The organism is Sulfuricurvum kujiense DSM 16994, assembly GCF_000183725.1.
GTDB classification, from domain to species: domain Bacteria; phylum Campylobacterota; class Campylobacteria; order Campylobacterales; family Sulfurimonadaceae; genus Sulfuricurvum; species Sulfuricurvum kujiense.
Map to the genome: position 1 here is coordinate 1,012,766 of NC_014762.1, position 24,607 is coordinate 1,037,372.

Consider the following 24,607-nt stretch of genomic DNA (forward strand, 5'->3'; position numbering starts at 1 on the left):
GATGGCGTTCAAACAATAAAAAAGGAAATATTATGGCAAAAGTTATGCTACGTTACGACTCTAAAGGCTCAATCTCATTTTATGTCGCTAAAAAAGACATGGAAGAGACAATTGTAAAAAGCGAGTTCGATACGGACGAAAAATGGGGCGGTGAAGTAGAACTTTCAAACGGTGAAACATGGTTTATTGAACCGTGTGCGAAAAAATTTCCTTCTGAAGTTGTAGCTGTTCGACGAGGTGAATAAGCCTATCGGTATAGTGTGAATTCAAGTTCCATTTTATTGGGTCATAAAACTACCATTGTCAATTGTGGTACAATCTCGTCCATAAATTTAGAACGCTAAGAAGTTTACGCTTTAATGAAAAAAATTTTAATCGTCACAGACGGAGCTATCGGTCAACACTTTATTGAACGTGTTATCGGTACCTACACGAGTGAAAATCTCTACTATATTGTCCAAACTACCGAAAAAAATTTCGAAGGGTACAATCCCGGACGGTATAAATTTTTTCAATTTGATCCTACCAGTTTTTACAAAATTTCTAATTTGTTAAAAATGGATTTTTGGCAAGTGGTTTTAGTAATGGAAAACCAGAACGATTTGGAACAGACGATCAAGAATATCCGTTTGTATAAGCCCTCCATCCGGATCATCGCGCTTGATTTGTGGAATACAATCAGTCCGTGCGATGATATCGAATGGGTAAATATGCAAGAACTCATTGCCGCCAATTTGATCGATTATCTCCCGAATATCCCGGTTTTGGCAAAAAATATCGGGTTGGGCTCGGGTGAGATTATGGAGGTTTTGGTTCCGTTCGGAAACTCTTTCGTATACCGTCATATAGGTTCTATAGAGCAAAAAAACTGGAAAATTGCGGCTATCTACCGTAATCGTCAGCTTATCATCCCCAGCGACAATAAAATGATTCAGCCCAATGATACGTTGGTACTGGTCGGCGATCCGGCAGTTTTACGTTCTATCTATCGGGCGATTAAACGGGAATTGGGACAGTTTCCTGCACCGTTCGGATCTAAAATCTACCTCTATATCGATATGAGTATTGAAAAAACTTCCTCCATTATGGCGTTGGTCAGACGGAGCATTTATATCCAAAAGAAGCTTCGCCAACCGCTGATTATAAAGGTGGTCAATCCCGGAAATATTGATATTTTACGGATGATCAAAGCCTCATCGGGGGTGGATGTTTCGGTTGAAATCGATTATGCTCCACTCAGTGATGAAGGGACTATACTCAACGATATTAAGAAATATCACATCGGTCTTTTTCTGGTGTCTCGCAAGATTTTTTCCCTAAAATCGATTCGTAAAAAGCTTTATGCGGGGAATGTTCCGGTACTGAAGCTTGCCGAGAGATCATTCTCATCCTTGCATGAAAGCGTCGTAATACTGAGCGAAGAGGGGCATATCGAAAATATTTCAACGACCATATTTGACGTTTCTTCCCAGTTCGGATTTAATTTGGAACTGATCGATTACGTCAATGAAGAGGGAACTCATAAACGTGAGGTGATTGAACATTTTAACAACCTCTCCGCCATCTTTTCCAAATCGATTCATGTTTCCGCTCAGGAGACAAATCCGATTCGGGAATTGCGTGAAAAAGAGAATTTTCTGCATGTAATGCCGTTTACCTCTAAAATGTTTATGAACCCGTTTACCGCCTATTTTTCGACCGATCCGGAAGTGCTTTATCGTAAGCTCGGCCACTATCACCAACTTTTCATCCCTACCCAAATTTAACCCTTGACAAGAGGGTTTTAAGTCATTTTTTAGTATCATAGTTCTGCTTGCACAACAACTTAATTTATCAGGTTTTTTTATGACGGTATCTATCAATCTCAAACGTATTGTTGACGACTCTTATTCCATCCAGATCGGTCCATTGCCGGAGATTAATTTTGAGGGCAAGGTAGCGGTTCTGACCAATCCGAAAGTGGCGGGTCTACATCTGCACACTTTGCTTTCCCGCATAAGTGCTAAAGAGGTCTACGTCATCACTATACCCGACGGCGAACACTACAAAACACTTGAGACGATTGAATTTATATTGGACCGTATGTTCGATCATCGGCTTAACCGAAAATCGTTGCTGGTCGCTTTCGGCGGCGGAGTCATCGGCGATATGGGGGGATTTAGCGCAAGCCTCTATAACCGAGGGATCGATTTTATTCAAATCCCGACAACGCTTCTCTCTCAAGTCGATGCCAGTGTCGGCGGAAAAACGGGGATCAATAACCGTTACGGCAAAAATCTGATCGGTGCGTTTCATCAGCCTCGCGCGGTTTACATCGATCCGAGTTTTCTCAAAACACTCCCGTCCCGTGAATTCGGAGCCGGTGTCGCGGAGATCGTCAAAATGGCGGTGACGTTTAACGCACCGTTTTTCGAGTGGCTGGAACTTCACGATCTGCGTGAAGGGGACAATCTGTTGGTCGCAATCAAAAAAGCGGTTGAGACCAAAGCGGCGGTTGTTGAAGAAGATGAAAAAGAGCAGGGGCTTCGTGCCGCATTAAACTACGGGCATACGTTCGGTCACGTCATCGAAAATGAAACAAAGTATGAGACTTATCTGCACGGTGAGAGCGTTGCAATCGGAATGGTTATGGCGAATGAACTGGCGTGTGAGTGCGGACTGATGGAGCGTTCGGAAGCTGAGCGGGTTAAAGCTCTTTTGGAACGTTACGAATTGCCGCTTTCGTATCCGATAACGGATATTGAGAAATTTTACCAAGCATTCTTCCTGGATAAAAAAAGTGCCGACAGCGCTATCACGTTTATCCTCCCCCGCGGAATCGGCGGAGTTGAAATTACCGATAAAATCGAAGCTGACACGGTGAAAAAAATATTAACGATGTTTAAAGGAGCCGGTGCGTGAGAGGATATCGATTTCTTTTAGCGGCATTGTTTGTATCCGTATTAACCCTCAATGCCGCCAAAAATGAAGAGAAAGCGGTAGAAGAGCCGGTCGTTACGGAATTGCCAAAAGAGGTACAGCTCCAAAACACGCAAGACGAGCTTTCCAAAATACAAAAAGAGCTTTCACGCGGAAACAGCGTATGGCTCAAAAGCTACAACTCCTATATGGCCTATCAGGAATCGCGCAAAAGCCTCCGAGAGGTACAGCACCGTATAAACCAACTCGAAGATCGCTCTCCGACCGTAGAACGCAAACTGGAAATCGAAGCGCTGCAGGCCAAGCAAAAAGTCTTAACCGATCAGATCGAGCTTCTGAAAGCGCAGGGGGCATCTCCGTTTGTATCGTTGCTGAAACCGGATGAAGCGGGGGAACTCCCGAATATCACCAACCCGTTTGAAATCGTGACCGGATTGTCGTATGTCAAACGGATAAACAGCCAGTACAAAGATTATGTCCTCCGTGAAGAGGAGCTTCAAGAGATCATTGGATTATTGGAGCGTCAAGTCGCACTCTACAAAGATATGATGCGCCTGAATCCGAAAGAGGATTATGAGGTTGAGCTGGATGCGACGCTGCTGCAGGTCGAAAAGTTTAAACTCGCACTCGATACCCTTATCTCTACGGCAGATCTGTATCAAAAGCGGATCGAGTCGACCGAGGCGAAAATCAACAAAGAGATTAAAGATCAGCTCTACAAACTTCTCAATATTGGTGTCATCATTGTCGTTCTTTTCGGTATTTCACTTCTTTTGAAGCGGATCGCCAAGCGTTACATCACCGATAATGAACGCTTTTATACCGCCAATAAAATCGTGACCTTTATCAATGTGTCACTGATTATTCTCATTATCTTGTTCAGCTATATCGATAATGTCGGCTATTTGGCGACGGTTCTCGGGTTCGCATCTGCAGGTTTGGCGATTGCGATGCGTGATTGGTTTATGAGTGCATTGGGGTGGCTGGTGATCATAATGGGCGGTTCCATTCATGTCGGTGATCGTGTCCGTTTTGAAAAAGACGGGATGATCTATGTCGGGGACGTACTCGATATTTCGCTTCAGCGCATTACGCTGATGGAAGATGTTACAATAACGACTCTTGAGACAAACCGCCGGGCCGGACGGATTATATTTGTCCCGAACAACTACATTTTTACCTCTATGATCGCCAACTATACGCATGGAGCCCTGAAAACGGTTTGGGACGGAATCGACATTATTATCACTTTTGATTCGAACCATAAAAAGGCGGCCCATCTGGTCAAAGAGATCTGCCGTAAATACTCGAAAGGGTATACCGACATTACCCGAAAGCAGCTCAATAAGCTCCGAGACAAATACAGTCTGAAAAACAGCAATGTTGAACCGCGTGTCTTTACGCTGATCGCTCCTCACGGGATAAAAGTGAGCGCGTGGTATCTTACCAACGCGTATGCGACACTGACACTGCGCAGTACGATTTCTGCCGATATCGTCGATGCGTTTAACGCTGAACCGGACATCACGATCGCTTATCCGACGCAGACGTTCTATACGGGGCCGATCCCTCCTAAAGCTCCGATGCCGTCGATGGAAGATCAATGAAGCCGAAAGTCTATTTCAAAACGTTCGGGTGCCGCACGAATGTTTTTGACTCTCAGGTGATGATGAGCGCTTTGAGTGATTACGAGGTGACTGAAATCGAAGGGGAAGCTGATATCGTCATCGTCAACTCCTGCACGGTGACCAACGGTGCGGATGTAAGTGTGCGAGGCTATATCAATCAAATGGATAAGCAGGGAAAAAAACTCTTTCTAACCGGATGCGGCGCACATACCAAAGGGGAATCTTTATTCGGCGCCGGGAAGATACAGGGTGTTTTCGGCCCTTCGGAGAAAATGAAGATCAATACCCTCATTTCACAGGAGAGCCGATTTTATGAGATCGGTGATTTGAACTATATCGATGACGCGATCGTTGATGAATTTGTCGGAAAATCGCGTGCATTCATCAAAATCCAAGAGGGATGCAACTTTCGGTGCAGCTACTGTATCATCCCTTTTGTGCGCGGTGACGCTCGCAGTATGGATGAAGCAAAAATACTCGAGCAGATTCAACGTCTTGCCTCCAACGGTTTCGGCGAATTTGTCCTCACCGGGACGAATGTCGGAAGCTACGGACAGGGAGAGGGACGCAATATAGCCGAACTCATGAAAAAAATGTCATTGATCCGCGGTGTTCGCCGCATCCGTGTGGGGAGTTTGGAGCCGATTCAGATCAACGAATCGTTTCGGGAAATTTTGAGTGAGCCGTGGCTGGAGCGGCATCTTCACATCGCGATCCAGCACAGCAGTGACGAAATGCTTCGCTTGATGAACCGCCGTAACCGCCATAAAAGCGATGAGGAATTGTTCGGAATGCTCCATTCTAAAGGATTCGCATTGGGGACCGATTTTATCGTCGGGCATCCCGGAGAGAGTGACGCGATATGGAGGGAGGCGATGGAAAACATCCGTTCCCTTCACCTGACCCATATCCACCCTTTTACCTATTCCAAGCGTGACGGAACGCCGAGTGCATCGATGAAGCCGGAAGTCAACGGGGCTGTCTCCTCACAGCGGATGGCGGAGCTTAACGCATTGATAGAATCGAACAACTATACTTTCCGCAAAGCGATGAAAGCTGTCCCATTGGAGGTATTGATCGAATCGGGTGAAGACAACCGTTACATCGGGTACGATCAGTTTTACAACAAGGTAGTGATAGAATCGAATGAAGATATCAGCGGCGACTGGATGACACTGGAAGATTACGAGGTACACAATGAATATAACATGGCCAAATTTTAACCGAAATCAGCTTATTCTCATCGTTTCGGGGGGTATTGTTTTACTGTTGCTGCTATTTGCACTATTGCGTAACAGCGACAATACCGTAACCCTCGAAGAAGCCACCAAACTTATTGAAAACAATCAGATAGAAAAAGCGTTCAGCGATAACGGGTATACCTATTTTGCGACTAAAAATGAGGGTGTCGTCAAGATTTCTTCTTCCCAACTGCCGCCGGAATTAACGGCAAATCTGGTAATTGAGCCTAAAAGCGGCAACGGCTGGATATGGTTTTTCCTCTTTTTTGCCGTTATCGGCGGTGCAGGGTATTGGGCATGGAAAAACAGGCTCGGATTTGAGGATGATTCCCCGTTGGAGGCTCCGATAGTCAAAGCAGCGGCTGCAGCTGAACCGGAAGTCCCCTCAACCAATGTCACCCCCGCAAAATCGACGGTACGTTTCAGCGATATCGGCGGAATCGGCGATGTGAAAGAGGAACTCGAGGAGATTATCGACTTTTTGCGCAATCCGAAGCGCTATTACAGTTTCGGTGCCCGTATGCCGCGCGGCGTATTGCTCGTAGGTCCTCCGGGTGTTGGAAAAACGATGATCGCCAAAGCGGTTGCCGCCGAAGCGGATGTTCCGTTTTTCTACCAAAGCGGTGCCTCGTTCGTGCAGATTTACGTCGGTATGGGGGCAAAACGGGTGAGCGAACTTTTCTCCGCCGCCAAGAAAAATGCCCCTGCGATTATCTTTATCGATGAGATCGATGCCGTCGGCAAAAAACGCGAGGGGGGGCGAAACGACGAACGCGAAGGAACTCTCAATCAGCTTCTCACCGAGATGGACGGGTTTGAAGAGACGAGCGGTATCGTCGTGATCGCCGCGACGAACAATATCGATGTGATGGATGCGGCACTTTTGCGTGCGGGGCGGTTTGACCGCCGTATTTTTGTCGAGCTTCCGACCGCGAGCGAGCGCGAAGCGATTTTGCAAAAATATCTCCGCCATATTCCCCATGATCTCTCCGTGAGCGATGTCGCCAAAATGACGGTCGGGTTTAACGGTGCGTCGTTGGCGGCATTGGTCAACGAAGCGGCATTGCTGTGTATGCGCCAAAAAGAGATTCAGGTAAAACAGGAGCATTTTCTGGCGGTCAAAGACAAAGTGATGTTCGGGAAAAAGAAGATCGCGATGCTCAGTGACGAGCAGCGGCGCTATCAGGTGCGCTATCAGGCGGGGAAAGTGTTTGCCGCGACATGGTTCGATCTCCCTTACGAAAAAATCACCCTCACCAACGATGCGATCACCCCACCGACGGCGGAACCGCAGCTGCGGCATGAGATCGAGGCACACGTTCGGGTGCATTTGGCCGGTATCGCCTCCTCGCATCTACGCTTCGGCGAACATGCCAGCAACGCGTCGCATGATCTCTCCGTCGCCAAAGATCTGGTGCATGCAATGATTTACGAATACGGCATGGGGAGCAGTGTCCTCCCCTCAGAAGAGGATGAAGCCAAACTGATGGATCGTCTCTACACCGAGATGAGTACGCTTCTGGAGCGGAATGAAAAAATCCTATCCAAATTCGAAGCGATTTTAGACGAGTACGAACATATTTCCAAAGCCCTTGCCCGAGCCACGATGCATGAGATTTTATAGCGGATTCGCCCTCGCGGATGATCAGCACTTCTTTGATCCGTATTTAAAGCACAGTGACTACACGGTAGCGGGATTCAGCTACGGTGCGATCAAAGCGGCGCAGTATGCGTTATATGCCCGTGAGAGGATCGATACCCTTCAACTTTTTTCCCCCGCTTTTTTTCAGACGAAAAAAGAGTCGTTTCGCCGCCTGCAGATGGGGGGATACTTTAAAGATGCCGAACGGTATCTCGATAACTTTATCACGAGCTGTTTCGCACCTTCTCCGATCAAACCGATTACCTTAGGGAACAACGATGCGGAGTCGCTTCAGGAACTGCTCTATTTTGAGTGGACGGGTGAACTGATGGAATCTATCCGTGCCAAAGGGATCATTATTGAGGTTTATTTAGGGCTGGAAGATCAGGTTATCGATGTTGCGGGGGCACGGGAGTTTTTTCTCCCCTATGCTACCGTCACCTCTATTAAACGGGGAAACCATTTTTTACAAACAGGAGTTTAAATGATAAAGATAGGGGTTATTACCGCGTCAGACCGCGCGAGTGCGGGGATTTACGAAGATATTTCAGGGGTAGCGATCCAGGACACGATGAGAGATTACCTCAAATCCGAACACGAGATCGTCTACCGCTGTATCCCTGATAATCAAGACACGATCGAAGAGACGATGATGGAATTGTGTGACCGCGAGGGGTGCTGTCTCGTCGTAACGACGGGGGGAACGGGTCCTGCAAAGCGCGACGTGACCCCCGAAGCGACGGAGAACGTCTGCGAGAAGATGATGCCGGGTTTCGGCGAGTTGATGCGTCAAGTGAGCCTCAAATACGTTCCTACGGCAATTTTGTCACGTCAGACGGCGGGAATCCGAGGTAAAAGCCTTATCATCAATCTTCCGGGGAAACCGAAATCGATCCGTGAGTGTCTGGACGCGGTATTTCCCGCTGTGCCGTACTGTATCGATCTGATCGATGGGCCGTATCTGGAGTGCAACGAAGAGGTTATCAAAGCGTTTCGCCCGAAACAGTCGTAAAATATCAATACACCTGCTATAAGGAGTTTGTATGGATCCGTTTATGAAAGAGGCTCTTTTAGAAGCCCAAAAAGGTTTAGAGGAGGGGGGAATCCCCATCGGATCGGTATTGGTGCATAACGGGAAGATTATCGGCAGAGGACACAACCGCCGTATCCAAAAGGGGAGTGTGATTTTGCACGGCGAGATGGATGCCCTTGAAAATGCCGGAAGGCTCAGTGCTTCGCTCTATAAAGAGTGCACCCTCTACACGACACTTTCTCCGTGTCCGATGTGCTCGGGTGCGATAGCGCTTTACGGTATTCCGAAGGTAGTCGTCGGTGAAAACGAAAATTTCATGGGGGAAGAGGAACTGCTTCAATCCCGCGGTGTGACAATCGATGTCCTCAATGATCATAACTGCATCGAAATGATGAAAAATTTCATTCATGAAAATCCGATACTTTGGGACGAAGATATCGGCGAATAATGATGAAAGTTCTAATTGCGCTCATTTTTCTTTATGTACACCTTTGTGCCCAATCGAGTGTCTGGAAAATCAGCGATAAGGACAACCATGCGATCTATATCGCTGGAACGATCCACGTCCTTCGCTCAGGCGATTTCCCTTTGCCAAAAGAGTTTGACGAAGCGTATAAACGATCCGAATACGTCGTATTTGAGACCGACTTGGCTTTGGCAAACAGCCAGACGCTTCAGCGCACATTGGCACAAAAAATGATGCTTCCCCCAAACCGGAATCTATCCGCCGTACTTTCCGCGAAGACCTATGCAAAGCTCAAAGATTATGTCAATAAACAAGGCTACAAAATCGAAATGTTCGATCGTATGCGGCCCTGGGCGGTGATACTGACCCTTTCGCAATTAAAACTCTCATCCATCGGGATAGATCAAAACGGGGTGGATGGCTACTACAACCGGCGCTCCCTTGCTGACCGCCTCCCGCAGCGCTATCTGGAGAGTATAGAGGAGCAGAGTGCGATCATAACCGAGATCGGAAAAGGGGAAGAGGATGCGGTGATTCTGCAGACTCTGAGGGATATGGATGCATTTCCCTCCATGATGGAATGGATGGTAAAAGAGTGGCGTGAAGGAAAAACCGAGCGCTTGAAGCGCGAGCTGGTAGACGAGATGCGAAACAGCTCGCCGGAAATGTACCGCATCATTTTAAAACAGCGAAATGAGGCGTGGATGCCGAAACTCATTGCGCTGTTACATGAGGAGAAGAGGGGATTCGTTCTTGTGGGTGCGATGCATCTATTGGGTCGGGACGGATTATTGGAGCAATTTCGAAAACAAGGATACAAAGTCGAGTATTTTGAAAAAGGAAAATAAGCAGCTTATGGATACGGCGTAAGCCGTACCTTTTTACCAGTCGCGTACGAGGTTATGACAGCGCATACACGCGCGTTGAATATCAAGATATGCATTTTGTGCCGTATCCCGACGCACGTTGTCCATACTTGTTTTGATTATTTCGACATTGTCGGCAATCAAATGTGCCGAGGTTGATGCGATACGGGCTTTGTGAGCTTTATCTTTAGGAAGTTTATTGCGCATCATCTCTTCATTTCCCAGGAGCTTTTCACTCTCTACCCCGAGTGCTTCCGCTGCATGTAATGCTTTTTGCTTATCCCCTTCAATAAAACCGGCTTGCATCGTCTTCATATAAGTATTAAGCTTCAGCATATTATCTTTTAAATCATATTGCCCTGCAGCGCTTGCTGCTGTGGATAATGTTAAAACCGCAATGGCACTTATTAAAAATCTTTTACCCATGAAAACTCCTTGAATGACGTTACCAATACTATATGTGAATGTTTATTAAATATAAATTAATCCTATCGTCACTCACACAATGGAGCATCCTTTTTGATTATCTCTTGATTTCTAAGCGTTCCCTGATGGCCACTTTGTTATAATCACGAAAATTTTATAAAGCGGATCTAATGAAATTTATTGAAACACGCGGAAATGACGGAATCCATCCACAGCAGGTGACTTTTTCAGAGGCGATTTTAAGTCCTATCGCATCGTTCGGCGGGTTGTATGTCCCCAGCAGCCTTCCGATGTTGGGTGAGCCGTTTCTTACGAAACATCTGAATTCATCCTATAAAGAGTTGGCAAAAGATTTGTTGACAACACTTGCGATCGATATTGACGGATCGGTCATTGACGAAGCACTGTCACTTTACGATAAATTTGATGATCCGACCAATCCTGTACCGGTTGTCAAAGTTCGTGATGATCTTTATGTAAGCGAGCTCTATCACGGTCCGACCCGTGCGTTCAAAGACATGGCGTTGCAGCCGTTCGGTGTCGTACTCAGCTCCATCGCCCAAAAGCGCGGTGAAGAGTATCTGATTTTGGCAGCAACCAGCGGTGATACCGGTCCTGCGGCGCTAGAGACGTTCAAAAACAGAGCGAACGTCCGTGTCGCCTGCCTCTATCCTGACGGCGGTACGTCGGATGTTCAGCGTCTTCAGATGGTGACCGAGGATGCCTCAAATCTCAAAGTAATCGGGATCAAAGGGGATTTTGATGATGCTCAAAGCGCATTGAAAAAGCTTTTGGCGTCTCAAACGTTTAAGGATGCCCTGAAAGCGAAAAATATCTCCCTCTCTGCGGCAAACTCGGTCAACTTCGGACGGATCATTTTTCAAATCATCTATCACATCCACAGCTACCTTGAACTCGTTCGCCAAAACGTCATCGCAATGGGTGAAAAAGTCTATCTTGATGTTCCGAGCGGGAATTTCGGGAATGCGCTGGGCGGATATTACGCCTATAAAATGGGTCTTCCGGTCGAGAAAATCATTATCGCTTCGAATGAGAACAATGTTTTGACCCGTTTGATCAATACGGGGCGCTATGATCTGCGTGGGGAGCATGTCGTCGCTACGACATCCCCGGCTATGGATATTTTGATCTCCAGCAATGTCGAGCGCATCTTGTTCGATCTCTTCGGATATGAGCGTACCAAAGAGCTGATGGCAGGGTTGGAAGCGGAACGTTTCTATGCGCTTAGCGATAATGAGACGATGAAACTGCAAAACCTTTTTACGGCCGATTACTGTAACGGCGCCGAGGGGAAAGGGTATATCAAAGAGGCATTCGATCACGGCTATTTGATGGATCCGCATACGGCGACCTGTTTCAAAGCGTATGACTGCTGTGCGACCAAACCGCTTAAAACAATCGTTTACTCGACTGCCGAGTGGACGAAGTTTTCTCCGACGATCGCCAATGCTCTTACGGGTGAGAAAGACGCTAACGATATCGATGCATTGGAATCCATTTCAACGACAGCTAAAACACCGATCCCTGCGATGATTAAAGGGCTGTTTAGCAAACCGGTTACTCAGGCAACGGTAATCGAAAAAGAGAATATTGAAGCTGAAATTCTAAAATTTTTATAATTTTAGAACGCCAACGGAGTAATACTTTAAAGAGTACGTGAACTCCGTTTGGCTACACTTGCCTCTATCGAGGCAAAAATATTTAGCCTTTTTTCTGCGACTCTTTTGCCAGCATACTCGGTTCCATCAAGTTAATCTCTTCATCTCCCCAAATCAGAACTTTTTTTGACGTTTTTAGATCCGGCGGATTTTTTGTCGGGTATTGAACACTTGATAGTATATGCTTGATACAGTTGATACGGGCTTTTTTCTTGTTGTCGGATCGGATAATGATCCATGGTGACGTGCCGGTATGAGACGCACGGAGCATAGAGTACTTGGCAACGGTATATTTGTCCCACATCTCTTGTGATCTGGCATCGACAGGGGAGAGTTTGTATTGTTTCAACGGATCGGTTTTACGCTCTTTAAACCGTCTTGCCTGTTCGGCTTTTGAGACCGAAAAATAAAATTTAAAGAGGATGATTCCCGAGTTGACGAGCATCCGTTCAAACTCGCTGACATGGTTCAAAAAGTCCTGATGCTCTTCGGGAGTACAAAATCCCATAACGGGCTCAACTCCACCGCGATTGTACCAGCTGCGGTCAAACAGGACGATTTCCCCGGCACTTGGCAAGTGTTCGGCGTAGCGCTGAAAATACCATTGTGTTTTTTCGACGTCAGAGGGTTTGTCAAGCGCCACGACACGCGCGCCGCGGGGATTGAGGTGTTCGGTGATCCGTTTGATCGTCCCCCCTTTGCCTGCCGCATCGCGCCCTTCGAAAATCATCAGGATTTTCAACCCCTGGTCTTTTACATGGTTTTGAAGTTTAAGAAGTTCGATTTGGAGATCTTTCAGCTCTTTTTCGTATTCTAAAACCGATTTTTTGACCCATACGGGGAGCCTCTCTTCGGCTTTGCTCTTTGTTCGGCGTTCCTGTTCGTTCTCTTCTTTTGTTTTTCGCCGATCATCGTGAATAACATCTTCTATTTTTTGAGCTTCGGCTATTTCTGTTTTTGCCATCGCACGTGTTGCACCCATATATAGCTCCTCGTTTTTTTGATTATAACGTTGAAGTGATTAATTCATCAAGTTCTTCACCTTTTTTTGTCGCCGCAAAGCAGGAATTTTCGCCGCAAACCGTATATTCCTGCAGCGTTTCATCGTTTTTTAGAAGGACGAACGGATAAGTGACGTGAAAATCGTTTTCGAGAAGGTTTTCGGAACTGCTTTTGATAACACGAAGCCCCTTGAGATGGGTGATCGCTTCGGCGGCGAGTGTCGGATAGTAAATCGGAGTTTTCATCAGATTCAGCGAGACGTATTCGAGGCTTTTAAAGCCGAATCGGGTGTATTTTGGATCGATCAGTATGCCGAGGCCAAGAAGCACATTGACCATGATTCCAAGTGCGCTCGGATAGGTGCCGTCATCCATTTCGGCAGCCGTGGTGAACGCTCCGCGGCTGAAATACCATTTACCCTCTTCGTAAAAAAGTTCCAACGCTTTATGGGCAAAACGCTGTGCGTCGATGAGATAACTCTCATCAAGCGTCGACTGGTACCCTTCGATCAAAGCGCTGCATAAATAGGCATAATCTTCCAAAAAGGCATCGATTTTAGGGGTTTTATGAATAAGCGCAGAGTGCTTGAGCCGCTCATCCAAAAACATCGTTGTTTTGAGTTTTTCCAAAGAGCGTATCGCCTGAGCTTGGTAGCGGGAGTCCGCTTTGCCCAATACGAAGAGGGCTTTGATCATCATTGCATTCCATGCCGTAATCACTTTTTTGTCGATAAAGGGATAGGTGCGTGTTTGACGAAGAGCGCGTAATTGTGATTTTAGCGCTTCAAACCATTCGGGGCGTTCGTTGTCGGAGAGACGGATGATGCAATGAGCCTCGAAATTTCCCTCAGCGGATGCCCCGATCATCATGGCGGCTTGATCGATATCGGCTACGCCGCACGCTTTGAGCGCTTGGGTGATCTCCTCATACGAATAGACGAAATATTTTCCCTCCTCTCCTTCACTGTCGGCATCGCTGGCACTGTAAAAGAGATCGTCTTCCATCATGAAATCCATCATAAAATCGGCACACTCGCGGGCAATGCGGAGATAGCGGTCGTTTTGATAATGAATAGCGGCTTTGGCGTATAGCTGACACAGCAGTGCGTTGTCGTAGGTCATTTTCTCAAAATGGGGAACCAGCCACGCCTCATCGGTACTGTAGCGGCAAAAACCGCCGTCGATCAGGTCGTACATCCCGCCCAGCGACATAGAGTCGAGAGTGTGAAAGAGGATGTTTTTGACTTTCTCATCCGATCCGAGACGTTCGATATGCATGAGAGTTTGAAGCGTCGATACATGGGGGAATTTCGGCGACTTTGAAAAGCCTCCGTTCGTTTCATCGTAGTTGTGCTGGGCTTGGAGGGTAAATTGAGTAATGATTTTATCGTTCAATACGGCCGCCTGTACGCTCTCGTTCTTCGGGCGAAGATAGCCTGTGATCTCATCGGCGTTTTGGAAAAGCTTCTCATCGTTTTGGGCTATTTTTTCGGCGATGATGGCGGTCAGCTCACTAAAGCCCATCATCCGGTCCCGAGAGTAGGGGGGGATATAGGTAGCGGCGTAAAAGGGTTTGTTTTCTGGGGTGCAGAATACCGACAAAGGCCATCCGCCGCTGCGCCGATTGAGAAGGTTATGGAGTTCTTGGTAGTGTTTGTCGATATCGGGGCGCTCTTCGCGATCCACTTTGATACAGACGAAATGCTGATTGACGAATGCGGCGATTTCGGTGTTTTCAAATACCTCATGTTCCATTACATGGCACCAGTGGCAGCTGCTATAACCGATAGAAATAAAAATCCCTTTGTGCTCAGTGCGCGCTTTCTCGAACGCTTTGTCACACCACGGATACCAATCGAGCGGATTGTTTTTGTGCTGTTGAAGGTATGGGGAATCTTCAAGTGAGAGACGGTTTGACATAAAAGATGCTCCGTTTGAAATTGGAGTAGTGTAGCATTTCAGGCTATAGGTAACCTGAAAAATATTAACAATGTTGCTCTGTGAGAAATGTAACAGCTTTATGCGGTAAAATAAGGGTGAAATTCAAATGAGGTTTATTTATGCGTTTTCTATTGTTTTTACTTATTTCTTTGAATGTTTGGGGATTCGGGTTTCTACAGCCTGAAGAGGCATTTAAACCCTCTGCCAAGATGATTGACGACAAAACGCTCGGAGTAGAGATCGTTATGGGGGATCAAATCCACGTATATGCCGATAAGCTGAAAGTGGAAGACGCGGACAAAAGTGACGGGATCGATTTTCAAAAAATCACGATGGCCGATCCGATCGAACTCGACGGTGAAAAAGTGTTTGAAGCGTCTCCCTCAGTCCGCATCGTTTTGGTCAAAACCAAAGAACTCGGCGGTGAACAAAAGGTAAAAGTCAAACTCTCCTATCAGGGGTGTTCATCGGCGGGACTCTGCTATGAGCCGATTGAGACAGTTTTGAGCGTCAGCGTGAATACCGACAAAATTCCGATGCAGCAGCCCTCCGTTATCAACGCTCCTGCAACGACGGCTCCGGTTGCGGATATTATCGAAAAAAATTCTACGGCCGCACCTGTTGAGAAAAAATCGGAAACCGATCAAATCGCAGGGGTAATCGAAGGGGGAAGCCTTTGGTTTATTATCCTCAGTTTCTTTGGATTCGGCCTTTTACTGGCGTTGACCCCGTGTGTATTCCCGATGATCCCGATTATATCCTCGGTTATCATGGCTCAGGGTGCAGGACTGGGTACGAAACGGGCATTTTGGCTTTCTGTCGTCTACGTTCTATCGATGGCGGTTGCCTATACGATTGCCGGTATTTTGGCAGGACTGTTCGGTGCAAATCTGCAGGCGGCATTTCAAACACCGTGGATAATTACCCTCTTTTCTCTGATCTTTGTCGTGTTGGCGATGTCAATGTTCGATCTGTTCGAACTTCAAATCCCCAATGCGATTCAATCTCGTATCACTAAAATCAGCGGATCCCAAAGCGGTGTTATCGGCATTGCGATTATGGGATTTTTATCGGCTCTTATCGTTGGACCGTGTGTCGCGGCACCGTTGGCCGGAGCATTGATCTATATCGGTCAAACGGGGGATGCGCTGCTCGGAGGTGTAGCTCTTTTCTCTCTCAGTATCGGGATGGGGATTCCGTTGATCGCCATCGGAACGAGTGCCGGGAAGTTTATGCCTCGTCCCGGCGTATGGATGGATAATATCAAATCCATTTTCGGCGTGATGCTGATCGGTATTTCGATTTGGATGATCAGCCGTATCCTCGATGAGAATATCTCAATGATGCTGTGGGGGGGATTGGCGGTATTCATCGCGATCAATATCGGTGCACTGGAACCGATACGGGGGCGCTGTATCCGTTGCCACCGTGCCAATAAGAAAGCGCTGGGGATTATCATTTTGCTTTACGGTATGTCGCTGCTTTTGGGCGGTATGGCCGGTGCTAAAGATCCGCTCCATCCGTTGAATCCGTTTCTCCCTTCACAGGGTGCAGCGGTTGTCAGTGCACCTTTGCACAACACGTTCGAGCGCATTACTTCGATCGAAGAACTCGATGCTATTTTGGCGGAGAACAAAGGGAAAAAAGTAATGGTTGATTTTTACGCCGACTGGTGTACGGCATGTAAAGAACTTGAAGAAAAAACATTCAGCGACGAGAATGTAAAAACAGCGATGGATAGCTATGTTCTCGTGCAGGTCAATCTGACCGCCAACGACGATGCTGCCAAAGCTATCAGCTCAAAATACGGTATTTTCGGCCCTCCGGCGATTTTGTTTTTCGATGAAAACGGCGTACGCCAAAAAAATGCCGATATCATAGGGTTCAAAGAGCCTCAAGAATTCATTAAACTTTTAGGAAAATAGTCATGAGAAAAATTATTTTAGCGCTTTCATTGTTGGCAAGCTGTGCTTTGGCGGAACTCAAATGGGCACCGTCGTATGACGCCGCATTGGCGCAGGCGAAAAAAGAGAAGAAAAAAGTGATGGTAATGCTATCGAAAGAGGGGTGTCCGGCGTGTGAATATATGAGCGACATCGTTTTCGAAGAGAAAATGGTGGTATCTGAAGTCGAAAAATCGTATGTCCCCGTCCATATCGATGTTCATAACGACTTTGTGCCGGAGGGCTTGGGATACATCGGAACGCCGACGTTCCATTTTCTCGATGCTTCGGGAAAGAAACTCGGACGTTATGACGGCGGAGCGAATGTTCCTACCTTTATGGGTGTCTTGGGTAAATATAAAAAATAATTTCTGTCTGATTTATACGCGCTCTTTTCTCCGCCCGCTCTCTTTGCCGCGGGCGTTTGCAAACCTCTTATCCCCAGCTTTTCAGCGAGTAGAACAATAATTGAATACCGTACTAAAAAAGGCTCTCTATGTCACCGTTACCGGATAACCTGAAAGTCGGGATAGATTCAATCGATCAAAGACATGAAGAGTTCTATACTCTTTTCGAAGTTTTGAAAAAAGCCGGCGATGGCGAGTTCTTGGAGGCTTTTGATGCAGTGATACTGCATACGCAGGGGCATTTTTCCGAAGAAGAGGCGGATATGGAGAAGATTGTTTATCCTAATAAAGCCGAACATATCCAAGAACACAAAAAAGCGCTGGAAGAGATGAATTATTTTAGAGAAAAAGCCTCAAGCGGCAAGCTGATGTTTGCCAAAGCGTATGTAAAAGATCGGCTAGGAGACTGGTTTCGCAACCATCTGCTCAATATGGACAGCGATTTGGCCCGGGTGATCAACAAATCTTCTTATTAACTATATTTAGATACATTTTTAAACTATAAAGAAAAATGCTGTTTAATAGGTGTCGATTGGTGCGAAGGAGTGCTTTTGTTTGGGTTGTGTTTGTAACTGCATTATCAGGAGCGGATTATAACAGTGCTGTCTTTCCCTGTAATAAGATGCTTCCCTCATGGGCATACAACCGTGGAGAATGCAGTGATCAAAAAACCGTACATTTCACCCATAACAAGGCCCTAATACAGTTATTCGGCGGTCAAACGAGCATGAATTACGATTTAAAGAAAAATAATTCTACTGAAACCGTCTCAATGGGTGCCAAGTATTCGTACGATCAGTTTTTCGCGCAGCTGCAAGGCTCCTACGTCAAAGGAAGATTTGACAATACCCCATCAATAGGCAATACGAATATATCGGTGCGATATCACAAGAAACTATGGGATTCGCTGGCTTTAAGCGCTACGGAAAACGTTTATATTCCTGTTAAGTCAGCCAATGATCAAACCGATCCGCTAAAATATACGAGTCTGCTTAAAGCACTTTATCCGCTCAACGATTTTTATAATGTGTTTGCCGAGGGGAGCTACTCTTTGTTACAGGTCCCGTCGTCGGAAAATGTGGAATATCGCAACCCCTACAGCTATACTACAGGGTTAACGTATGCCGACGGGAGTGATACGGCGATCAATGCTTCTTATATGTTGATTCAGGATACGAATCCGGCACAAAGAGCCTATAAAAAAATTAAATTTGCCCATAAACATAAACTGAATAAAAAAATCAAAACATCGCTCAGCGTTACGAAAAGTTTAGAGCGTGATGAGCCCGATAATAAGGCATCTTTTGATTTTATCTATGTTTATTAACTGAAGACTATTTGTTTTCGACCAGTTTATCCAAAATATAGAGCTGCATATTTTTATGCGGTATCTCTTTTTCCAGCGCTTCGGAGTATATTTTTGCTACCTCTTTGGCGTGCAGGTCGTAATCAAAATGGGGAAAGTGATTTTCCCATCCGTTTTTGATGATTTTCAAGGCGACCGTGTCGATCAGATACTCTTTAAAAATAGCGTAGGTTGCAAAAAACATCCCCGTAAACAAGATTGCCATTATGATGAGCAAATGGCAGTCGATTTTAGCCAGAAACGGGTGGAATACGACCGATACGGGCAAAATAAACAGATGCCAAAGGGCGATGAAGACGAGGTAGCTTCTTCCGATGCTAAGGCGAAATCCCGGTATTTTCCCTTCCAGTTTCAGCCCCTCTTGATACATTTTATTGGTTCTGAGCAGATCGCGAAAGAGCATTGGACCGTCACTCAGGGTAAAGACATAAGGGATAATCTTCTCATCGGTAAAGGCACGGCTTTTGTTTTTCATCCATGAACAAATTCTAAACATTATAATTCCTTGATAATCTGGCTGACACGGAGGGCACTTCCGTGTTTTAAGAGCTCACGCAAGCGCGCGGCATCGTTGATAAAAGCGGTTTTATCCATTTGTTGATACGCATTATACAGATTTTGTGCCGTGACTTCCTTTTGAAGGAGCTCGGGATGGAGCGCTTTTCCGTAAGCATGGGAGAACAAAATATTTCCAAGCCCCACATATTTGAGTTTAACCAATGTTTTGGCGATGGTGTAATCCAGTGTTTTGGCAATATAGGTCAGTACAAACGGTGTTCCGATAAGGCATGCTTCGAGCGTTGCCGTACCGCTGCAGATAAAGGCGAAATCCGACTCAGCCAAACTTTTATGCGCTTCATGGGTAATTTTGAACATGGAGATATCTCCGTAAAGCTCTTCGATTTGTTTGTTATTAAAATGGGGAGGAATGACGATGAGCGCATGCGTGTCCAGCATAGGGCAAAGTTCTCTGAAAATCGGCATCAGCCGTTTAATTTCCCCCGGACGGCTCCCGGGCATAAAGGTGATTTTTCCGCTGTAGGCAATATCGCTCTTGTGTACCGTAATCTCATCGAGGAGAGGATGCCCGACATATTCGATAGGTGCATCCGGCGAATAATAGGAGGGTTCAAACGGCAAGATGGAACAGAGTTTCGTAATCGTTTTTTCGAGTACCGGGATTCGTTTTTTCTTCCATGCCCATGCCTGCGGCAGGATATAGTAGATAATCTCTTTATCGGGATAGCGTTTGCGGATCGCACGTGCGAGAGGAAGATTAAAGCCTGAAGAGTCGATAAGGAGCACTTTGTCGGCATCCTGAGCTAATTCCACCATCCGATCTTTGAGATCAAAAAAGAAGGGAAGCTTTTTGAGCGCATCGACAAATCCCATGATTGAGGTTGAACGCAGATCGACGATACTTTTCCCGAGTGATGAATCGAAGATCCCTGATAAATCTACCTCGTTTCCGAGTTCTTTGACAAGATATTTGAGATGAATGTTTGCAGAGTGCTCTAACGCACTGACGAGTAATTTCATGATCCTCCGTCTCCCCGTGTACTTGAATCAGGCTTGTAATTGCTTTTGTTCTCATGGTAGTCACTCAAAAAAGTGCTCAAGGCATCAATCTCTTTATCGCTTAGCCCCATGGCAAAAGGGATCATTATCTGAGATTGCTGGGTAGTACTTTTTTTAGCACGGTAATCTTTTAGTTTGGAGGTTAAAAACGGTTTGCGCCGATAGGCCAGAGGGGGGTATTGATTGGTTCCGCCTGCCGAAATACCGTGACATCCGCTGCACCCTTTTTCAAAATAGAGATTTTTACCCATTTTATACGTATCTACTGCACCAAAGAGGAGTATCGGCATTAAAAACATCATAAATCTGAGCACTTTAGAGGTACCTTTAACATTTTTTGGACTAAAATACCGTAATTATACCTGCAAAAGAGTAATGGGAGCGTTGAGATGATCATTAGAGGTGCAATTATCTGTGATATCCACGGAGAACGTTGTAGCGACATTCAGATAGAAAATGGGGTTGTGACACGGATCGGAGACAATCTGAGCGGGGATGATGTTATCCAAGCGCAGGGGTGCTATTTGATCCCGGGGTTGGTCGATACCGATGTACGCCTCAAAGATTCTCAGCTCAATGGTACTAATCTCGAAAAGCTCTCTTCGCGTGCCCTCAGCGGCGGAGTTACCACAGCTCTTTTGGCAAGTGACTGCGCACCGCGCATCGATAATGAGATAACGCTGGAATTTATTCAGCAGCATCGAAAATTGAGCAACGGTGCGACGATTGAAACAGCTGTCAGTGCGTTGAACGATTCGGGTGCACTGAGCAACATTGCGATCATGCTTAAAAAAGGCTCCCTGTGCGTTCATACCTCGACACTGAACGATTACAACCTGATCACCCGAATCGCTCAGTATCTCAAAATGGCCGATAAGACGCTGTTTTACAAAGCGGAAGAGAAAAGTCTTATTGACAGCGGTGTTATGGCGGACGGTGCAATAGCCGCTCAGCTCGGTCTGCCGGGGATTTCTCCGATTTCAGAGGTCGTTCATGTCGCTTCCATGATTGAAATAGCGCGCCATTTCGGAATTAAAATCGTTTTCAAGAGCATTACGGAGCCTCGATCGATCGAATTGATCGCCGATGCGCGCAAGGCGGGAATAGAGGTGGAATGCGAAGCGGCAATCCATCATCTGTTTAAAAACGATTCGGCATGTGCAGGATTTGATACCGATGCAAAAATCAACCCTCCGTTGGTAAGTGAAACCAAACGTCTTTTACTGATCGACGCACTTGTGAGAGGAGATATCCACTCCCTAACCGCGCTCCATCAGCCCAACTCCGATGTTCATAAAGATATCACCTTTTACGATACGAATGTCGGGACGACCTCTATTGCCGAATATCTGCCGCTGCTTTATACCTATTTGATTAAAACGGATGTGATAGATATGCCGAAATTGGTACAGGTCGCTTCTTATGCTCCGGCAAGACATATCGGGCTGAGTTCAGGAGAGATTACGGTAGGATTGCCGTTCGACTGCATCCTCTTTGACCCTTCGCAGACGACGGAAGTTCCTCACCATCACAGTCTTTATAAAAACGAAACGCTGCAAGGAAAAGTGATCATGGCGATTTGCCGAGGCGAAGTGACAAAATTCTAAATATTAAAGTGACTTGGCATTTCTGAACTCAGAGATTTCCGATTCGACCATCGCATCGATCATGATTCCGTAAAGTTTTGTGAGAAGATTAGGAGAGACACCGAACTCCATTGCTTTATTTCTTACCCGATCCATTATCGCTTCCATTCTCTCATTCGCTTTGATCTCTTCGACGGAATGTTTGAAATTGGCAGCCTGTTTGACGTACGCGTTACGAGCGGCAATCAGCTCAACGATCTGATCATCCAATCCGTCAATATGGTGACGTACCTCTTCTAAGCTTTGGCAATTGTTAATTTGCATCCCCTTATCCTCCCACTTCAAATTATTTCCTACTATCATAGCATTTTGTACATTAAGGCCTCATCGTTTTGCTAATCACATTTTTATCACCAAAAAAGATGATTTTGTTGTGATTATAAAAATAAAATTGTGCCAAAAAAGTGATAAATGCACCAAAAAATGGGGATTATCAACCAAAAACAGTGATAAAAATTTGAGATTTAACATGTAGTGATAATTTCTATAAGATAAGTATTATTAATATTTAAAAAGCATTAAGGTTTGCACGGATACACTACTGCTCGATACAAAAATCTTATATCATACAAAAGACGAGGGAGAACTCAAAATGAATATTTCAAGACGGGACTTATTTAAATTTGCCGGGCTTAGTGTAGCAGCGGCTGCAGTAACAGGATGCAGTACGACTGCTTTTGACCCACTACCAAAGGGATCATCACAAGGCACTTCAAGTAAAATGCTCGGTAAGCATCAAGTTGTAATTATCGGGGGCGGTTTCGGCGGCTTGACAGTTGCAAAAGAGTTGAAAAAAATCGATCCAAGTTTTGATGTTGCTATTATTGAGAAGAACGATAGTTTTATGTCATGCCCATTCTCCAACTGTAACTTGGGCGGAATCAAAGGGGTTAGCCTCAGCACGTTGACGCATGATTACTCTCAGGCGATCGAAAATAACGGGTATGGGATGTTGACTGCGGTTGTAACCGGAATTGACCGTGAGAAAAAAGTTGTTTATACCTCTAAAGGCGGCGTAGGCTACGATATTCTCGTTCTCGCACCGGGTATCGACTATAACTATAAAGGGCAATTCCCGACATGGTCTGATGCGAAAATTGCAAAAGCAAAACGTGTAGCACCTGCTGCATTGATGCCGGGCGGTGAACACGTAGCGCTGGATCGTATGGTTAAAAATATGGAAGACGGCGATGTGGTCATTACCGTACCTGCAGGTAAATACCGTTGCCCTCCGGCTCCGTTTGAGCGTGCGAGCATGATTGCAAACTACATGAAAACAGAAGGCTTCAAAGGAAAAGTTATTATCTTGAATGAAACGGCTGAAGTTGCAAAAGGTGCGGCATTCAAAGAGACATGGAAAGACCTTTATGCCGGAATCGTAGATCACCAAGATAACTGTAAAATCGTAGATGTTGATTTTGATAAAAAAGAGATCACCTATGTTCAAACCGTATTTGCCAATAAAGAGGATACGGAGGGGGTAAAAACGACTAAGACATTGAAATACGGGATTTTCAATTTTATCCCTCACAATATGTCCAGCCCGGTTATCGAAATGTCAGGAGTCGCAACTACTCCGGACGGGTTCAAAAAAGTTAAAATGGCAACCAGTCCTGAAAAACCGGTCTCTTTCCAAACCGCTACCGATGCTAACGTATTTGCGGTCGGCGATGTTGTCGGACATGCGATTCCTCCGAGCGGACAATCGGCCATTTGGTCAGGAAAAGAGTGTGCAAAAGAGATCGCCCACAAACTTCACGGTAAGTCGTACAGCGTTGCATCCGCACTACCGTACAAAAGTGCAAACGTCTGTTACTCAATGGTCAACGGGAATCCTGAAGAAGCAATCATGGTTAACCATGAATTCATGGTTCAAGGACCGGTTATCGGATCTAAAGGATCGGTTCCAAAAGGTGACGAAGCGAATAATAAATTTCGCTCAACCGGACTTGGAAAAGCAACTCGTGACTGGTACAAAGGGGCTATGCGCGACCTTTTCAACTAAGATCGAGTTTGTGTACTCTTCTTTTGGAGAGTACAAAGCTAATTCTGCTACACTAATCTACTCAAAATAATTCACACGGAAAATATCATGGATAGAAGAAATTTTTTAAAAGTCGTTGCGGGTGCAACGGTTATTGCGGTCAGCCCGTCACTTATACGGGGAAATCTTTACGCGGCTGATGGTATGTTGTTTAGTGCCTATGAAAAAGCACAGCTGGTTGATGCGGCAGGAAAACCGATAAAAGCGTCGGCACTTCAAAAAGAGGTTACGTATATTTTTAATTATCCGTATGCTTCTACCCCTTGTATGTTAATCAATCTTCCGAAACCGACTGGCAAAGATGTTGAATTAACCTCTGAATCCGGTGAAAAATATGTATGGAAAAGCGGTGTCGGAAAAGAACGAACCATTGTCGCATACGTTGCCATTTGTACGCATCAAATGACCCATCCTACTCCAAATGACAGCTTTATCACGTATGTACCGACAGCTAAAAAAACAATGGCATACGAAAAAAGCGGCATTATCGTCTGCTCATCGCATCTTTCTGCCTTTGATGCCGGTGCAGGTGCTAAAGTATTAGGCGGTGCGGCTACGCAACCGCTAAATGCAGTTGTCCTTGAGCATGCGGCAGATGATACGTTATGGGCAGTCGGTATTTTAGGCTCTGATAAGTTTCAAGATTATTTCAAAAGTTTCCGTCCTGAACTTAAAGAGTTTTACGGCGGACCGGCAGAAGCAAAAAAACTGGTTTCTATTTCTGCAAAAACGGTCAAACTCACTGAGTATTCTAAAGAAGTAATTCAATACTAATAAAAGG

At 45.8% G+C, this 24,607-nt stretch carries 25 protein-coding genes; 18 read left to right on the forward strand and 7 right to left on the reverse strand.

The features are described from left to right. The first annotated feature begins 32 nt into the window (after positions 1–32). The 10 genes from nifT to SULKU_RS05135 all read left to right on the forward strand — a co-directional run bounded on the left by nifT (position 33) and on the right by SULKU_RS05135 (position 9,777). Positions 33–245 carry a putative nitrogen fixation protein NifT gene (gene nifT, locus SULKU_RS05090; protein ID WP_013459868.1) on the forward strand — a complete coding sequence of 71 codons (213 nt, stop codon included), beginning with the start codon at positions 33–35 and terminating at the stop codon, positions 243–245. A gap of 114 nt (positions 246–359) precedes the next feature. Beyond that, positions 360–1,766 carry a COG3400 family protein gene (locus tag SULKU_RS05095; RefSeq protein ID WP_013459869.1) on the forward strand — a complete coding sequence of 469 codons (1,407 nt, stop codon included), beginning with the start codon at positions 360–362 and terminating at the stop codon, positions 1,764–1,766. A 79-nt stretch (positions 1,767–1,845) separates the two neighbouring features. Further along, the gene (aroB, locus tag SULKU_RS05100; protein ID WP_013459870.1) at positions 1,846–2,901 is read left to right on the forward strand and encodes a 3-dehydroquinate synthase; all 1,056 of its coding nucleotides are present in this window, start codon (positions 1,846–1,848) and stop codon (positions 2,899–2,901) included. After that, complete coding sequence (locus tag SULKU_RS05105; protein WP_013459871.1) at positions 2,898–4,526, forward strand: mechanosensitive ion channel domain-containing protein; 1,629 nt, start codon at positions 2,898–2,900, stop codon at positions 4,524–4,526. The genes aroB and SULKU_RS05105 overlap by 4 nt, the downstream gene beginning before the upstream one ends. Then, positions 4,523–5,770, forward strand: a complete 1,248-nt coding sequence (mtaB, locus tag SULKU_RS05110) for a tRNA (N(6)-L-threonylcarbamoyladenosine(37)-C(2))-methylthiotransferase MtaB (protein WP_013459872.1) — start codon at positions 4,523–4,525, stop codon at positions 5,768–5,770. Before SULKU_RS05105 ends, mtaB begins: the two co-directional genes overlap by 4 nt. Continuing rightward, positions 5,745–7,412 (forward strand): AAA family ATPase, encoded by a 1,668-nt coding sequence (locus SULKU_RS05115; protein WP_013459873.1) that lies wholly within the window; start codon positions 5,745–5,747, stop codon positions 7,410–7,412. The genes mtaB and SULKU_RS05115 overlap by 26 nt, the downstream gene beginning before the upstream one ends. Then, positions 7,399–7,914, forward strand: a complete 516-nt coding sequence (gene bioV / locus SULKU_RS05120) for a pimelyl-ACP methyl ester esterase BioV (RefSeq protein WP_013459874.1) — start codon at positions 7,399–7,401, stop codon at positions 7,912–7,914. The genes SULKU_RS05115 and bioV overlap by 14 nt, the downstream gene beginning before the upstream one ends. Further along, positions 7,915–8,442 carry a molybdopterin adenylyltransferase gene (gene mog / locus SULKU_RS05125; protein WP_013459875.1) on the forward strand — a complete coding sequence of 176 codons (528 nt, stop codon included), beginning with the start codon at positions 7,915–7,917 and terminating at the stop codon, positions 8,440–8,442. It abuts the gene before it with no gap. Positions 8,443–8,473: 31 nt separating this feature from the next. After that, positions 8,474–8,911, forward strand: a complete 438-nt coding sequence (locus tag SULKU_RS05130; RefSeq protein WP_013459876.1) for a nucleoside deaminase — start codon at positions 8,474–8,476, stop codon at positions 8,909–8,911. Then, entirely contained in the window at positions 8,911–9,777 is an 867-nt protein-coding gene (locus SULKU_RS05135) for a TraB/GumN family protein (protein WP_013459877.1), read from the forward strand. The genes SULKU_RS05130 and SULKU_RS05135 overlap by 1 nt, the downstream gene beginning before the upstream one ends. A 33-nt stretch (positions 9,778–9,810) precedes the next feature. Here the strand turns inward: SULKU_RS05135 and SULKU_RS05140 are convergent, their stop codons facing one another. Further along, positions 9,811–10,221 (reverse strand): hypothetical protein, encoded by a 411-nt coding sequence (locus tag SULKU_RS05140; protein WP_013459878.1) that lies wholly within the window; start codon positions 10,219–10,221, stop codon positions 9,811–9,813. 170 nt (positions 10,222–10,391) lie between these two features. Between SULKU_RS05140 and thrC the strand changes: the two genes are divergently transcribed. Beyond that, positions 10,392–11,861 carry a threonine synthase gene (gene thrC, locus SULKU_RS05145; RefSeq protein ID WP_013459879.1) on the forward strand — a complete coding sequence of 490 codons (1,470 nt, stop codon included), beginning with the start codon at positions 10,392–10,394 and terminating at the stop codon, positions 11,859–11,861. An 82-nt stretch (positions 11,862–11,943) separates the two neighbouring features. Here the strand turns inward: thrC and ppk2 are convergent, their stop codons facing one another. Continuing rightward, positions 11,944–12,882, reverse strand: coding sequence for a polyphosphate kinase 2 (gene ppk2, locus SULKU_RS05150; protein WP_013459880.1), 939 nt, complete (start codon positions 12,880–12,882; stop codon positions 11,944–11,946). 22 nt (positions 12,883–12,904) lie between these two features. After that, positions 12,905–14,821: a thioredoxin domain-containing protein gene (locus SULKU_RS05155; RefSeq protein ID WP_013459881.1), complete on the reverse strand. Its 1,917-nt coding sequence runs from the start codon at positions 14,819–14,821 to the stop codon at positions 12,905–12,907. Between the two features lie 140 nt (positions 14,822–14,961). Between SULKU_RS05155 and dsbD the strand changes: the two genes are divergently transcribed. The 4 genes from dsbD to SULKU_RS05175 all read left to right on the forward strand — a co-directional run bounded on the left by dsbD (position 14,962) and on the right by SULKU_RS05175 (position 18,519). Beyond that, complete coding sequence (dsbD, locus tag SULKU_RS05160; protein ID WP_013459882.1) at positions 14,962–16,767, forward strand: protein-disulfide reductase DsbD; 1,806 nt, start codon at positions 14,962–14,964, stop codon at positions 16,765–16,767. Positions 16,768–16,769: 2 nt separating this feature from the next. Next, positions 16,770–17,153, forward strand: coding sequence for a thioredoxin family protein (locus SULKU_RS05165; RefSeq protein ID WP_013459883.1), 384 nt, complete (start codon positions 16,770–16,772; stop codon positions 17,151–17,153). Between the two features lie 128 nt (positions 17,154–17,281). Then, complete coding sequence (locus tag SULKU_RS05170; RefSeq protein ID WP_013459884.1) at positions 17,282–17,668, forward strand: bacteriohemerythrin; 387 nt, start codon at positions 17,282–17,284, stop codon at positions 17,666–17,668. Between the two features lie 251 nt (positions 17,669–17,919). Beyond that, on the forward strand, positions 17,920–18,519 hold the full coding sequence (locus tag SULKU_RS05175; protein ID WP_151174242.1) for a hypothetical protein: 600 nt from the start codon (positions 17,920–17,922) through the stop codon (positions 18,517–18,519). Positions 18,520–18,526: 7 nt separating this feature from the next. Here the strand turns inward: SULKU_RS05175 and SULKU_RS05180 are convergent, their stop codons facing one another. Genes SULKU_RS05180 through SULKU_RS05190 form a run of 3 tightly spaced genes read right to left on the reverse strand, consistent with a single transcriptional unit; the run spans position 18,527 to position 20,438 of the window. Then, positions 18,527–19,054: a hypothetical protein gene (locus SULKU_RS05180; protein WP_013459886.1), complete on the reverse strand. Its 528-nt coding sequence runs from the start codon at positions 19,052–19,054 to the stop codon at positions 18,527–18,529. Beyond that, on the reverse strand, positions 19,054–20,097 hold the full coding sequence (gene lpxB, locus SULKU_RS05185; RefSeq protein WP_013459887.1) for a lipid-A-disaccharide synthase: 1,044 nt from the start codon (positions 20,095–20,097) through the stop codon (positions 19,054–19,056). The genes SULKU_RS05180 and lpxB overlap by 1 nt, the downstream gene beginning before the upstream one ends. Then, positions 20,094–20,438, reverse strand: a complete 345-nt coding sequence (locus SULKU_RS05190; protein WP_041666953.1) for a c-type cytochrome — start codon at positions 20,436–20,438, stop codon at positions 20,094–20,096. The genes lpxB and SULKU_RS05190 overlap by 4 nt, the downstream gene beginning before the upstream one ends. A gap of 87 nt (positions 20,439–20,525) precedes the next feature. Between SULKU_RS05190 and SULKU_RS05195 the strand changes: the two genes are divergently transcribed. Continuing rightward, positions 20,526–21,743 carry an amidohydrolase family protein gene (locus SULKU_RS05195; protein WP_013459889.1) on the forward strand — a complete coding sequence of 406 codons (1,218 nt, stop codon included), beginning with the start codon at positions 20,526–20,528 and terminating at the stop codon, positions 21,741–21,743. Between the two features lie 3 nt (positions 21,744–21,746). Here SULKU_RS05195 and SULKU_RS05200 read toward each other — a convergent pair whose 3' ends face one another. Continuing rightward, the gene (locus SULKU_RS05200; protein ID WP_013459890.1) at positions 21,747–22,046 is read right to left on the reverse strand and encodes a chorismate mutase; all 300 of its coding nucleotides are present in this window, start codon (positions 22,044–22,046) and stop codon (positions 21,747–21,749) included. Positions 22,047–22,374: 328 nt separating this feature from the next. On the opposite strand from SULKU_RS05200, the gene SULKU_RS05205 reads away from it, so the two are divergent. Continuing rightward, a complete protein-coding gene (locus tag SULKU_RS05205) occupies positions 22,375–23,787 on the forward strand; it encodes an FAD-dependent oxidoreductase (RefSeq protein ID WP_013459891.1) in 1,413 nt (470 codons plus the stop codon). A gap of 87 nt (positions 23,788–23,874) precedes the next feature. Beyond that, on the forward strand, positions 23,875–24,600 hold the full coding sequence (locus SULKU_RS05210) for a Rieske (2Fe-2S) protein (protein ID WP_013459892.1): 726 nt from the start codon (positions 23,875–23,877) through the stop codon (positions 24,598–24,600). The last annotated feature ends 7 nt before the right edge of the window (positions 24,601–24,607 follow it).

Bases quoted from the DNA above. Each gene is read 5' to 3' on its own strand.
- nifT (WP_013459868.1), top strand. From the start codon at position 33: ATGGCAAAAGTTATGCTACGTTACGACTCTAAAGGCTCAATCTCATTT.
- SULKU_RS05095 (WP_013459869.1), top strand. From the start codon at position 360: ATGAAAAAAATTTTAATCGTCACAGACGGAGCTATCGGTCAACACTTT.
- aroB (WP_013459870.1), top strand. From the start codon at position 1,846: ATGACGGTATCTATCAATCTCAAACGTATTGTTGACGACTCTTATTCC.
- mtaB (WP_013459872.1), top strand. From the start codon at position 4,523: ATGAAGCCGAAAGTCTATTTCAAAACGTTCGGGTGCCGCACGAATGTT.
- SULKU_RS05115 (WP_013459873.1), top strand. From the start codon at position 5,745: ATGAATATAACATGGCCAAATTTTAACCGAAATCAGCTTATTCTCATC.
- bioV (WP_013459874.1), top strand. From the start codon at position 7,399: ATGAGATTTTATAGCGGATTCGCCCTCGCGGATGATCAGCACTTCTTT.
- mog (WP_013459875.1), top strand. From the start codon at position 7,915: ATGATAAAGATAGGGGTTATTACCGCGTCAGACCGCGCGAGTGCGGGG.
- SULKU_RS05130 (WP_013459876.1), top strand. From the start codon at position 8,474: ATGGATCCGTTTATGAAAGAGGCTCTTTTAGAAGCCCAAAAAGGTTTA.
- SULKU_RS05135 (WP_013459877.1), top strand. From the start codon at position 8,911: ATGATGAAAGTTCTAATTGCGCTCATTTTTCTTTATGTACACCTTTGT.
- SULKU_RS05140 (WP_013459878.1), bottom strand. From the start codon at position 10,221: ATGGGTAAAAGATTTTTAATAAGTGCCATTGCGGTTTTAACATTATCC.
- thrC (WP_013459879.1), top strand. From the start codon at position 10,392: ATGAAATTTATTGAAACACGCGGAAATGACGGAATCCATCCACAGCAG.
- ppk2 (WP_013459880.1), bottom strand. From the start codon at position 12,882: ATGGGTGCAACACGTGCGATGGCAAAAACAGAAATAGCCGAAGCTCAA.
- SULKU_RS05155 (WP_013459881.1), bottom strand. From the start codon at position 14,821: ATGTCAAACCGTCTCTCACTTGAAGATTCCCCATACCTTCAACAGCAC.
- dsbD (WP_013459882.1), top strand. From the start codon at position 14,962: ATGCGTTTTCTATTGTTTTTACTTATTTCTTTGAATGTTTGGGGATTC.
- SULKU_RS05165 (WP_013459883.1), top strand. From the start codon at position 16,770: ATGAGAAAAATTATTTTAGCGCTTTCATTGTTGGCAAGCTGTGCTTTG.
- SULKU_RS05170 (WP_013459884.1), top strand. From the start codon at position 17,282: ATGTCACCGTTACCGGATAACCTGAAAGTCGGGATAGATTCAATCGAT.
- SULKU_RS05175 (WP_151174242.1), top strand. From the start codon at position 17,920: ATGAATTACGATTTAAAGAAAAATAATTCTACTGAAACCGTCTCAATG.
- SULKU_RS05180 (WP_013459886.1), bottom strand. From the start codon at position 19,054: ATGTTTAGAATTTGTTCATGGATGAAAAACAAAAGCCGTGCCTTTACC.
- lpxB (WP_013459887.1), bottom strand. From the start codon at position 20,097: ATGAAATTACTCGTCAGTGCGTTAGAGCACTCTGCAAACATTCATCTC.
- SULKU_RS05190 (WP_041666953.1), bottom strand. From the start codon at position 20,438: ATGATGTTTTTAATGCCGATACTCCTCTTTGGTGCAGTAGATACGTAT.
- SULKU_RS05195 (WP_013459889.1), top strand. From the start codon at position 20,526: ATGATCATTAGAGGTGCAATTATCTGTGATATCCACGGAGAACGTTGT.
- SULKU_RS05200 (WP_013459890.1), bottom strand. From the start codon at position 22,046: ATGCAAATTAACAATTGCCAAAGCTTAGAAGAGGTACGTCACCATATT.
- SULKU_RS05205 (WP_013459891.1), top strand. From the start codon at position 22,375: ATGAATATTTCAAGACGGGACTTATTTAAATTTGCCGGGCTTAGTGTA.
- SULKU_RS05210 (WP_013459892.1), top strand. From the start codon at position 23,875: ATGGATAGAAGAAATTTTTTAAAAGTCGTTGCGGGTGCAACGGTTATT.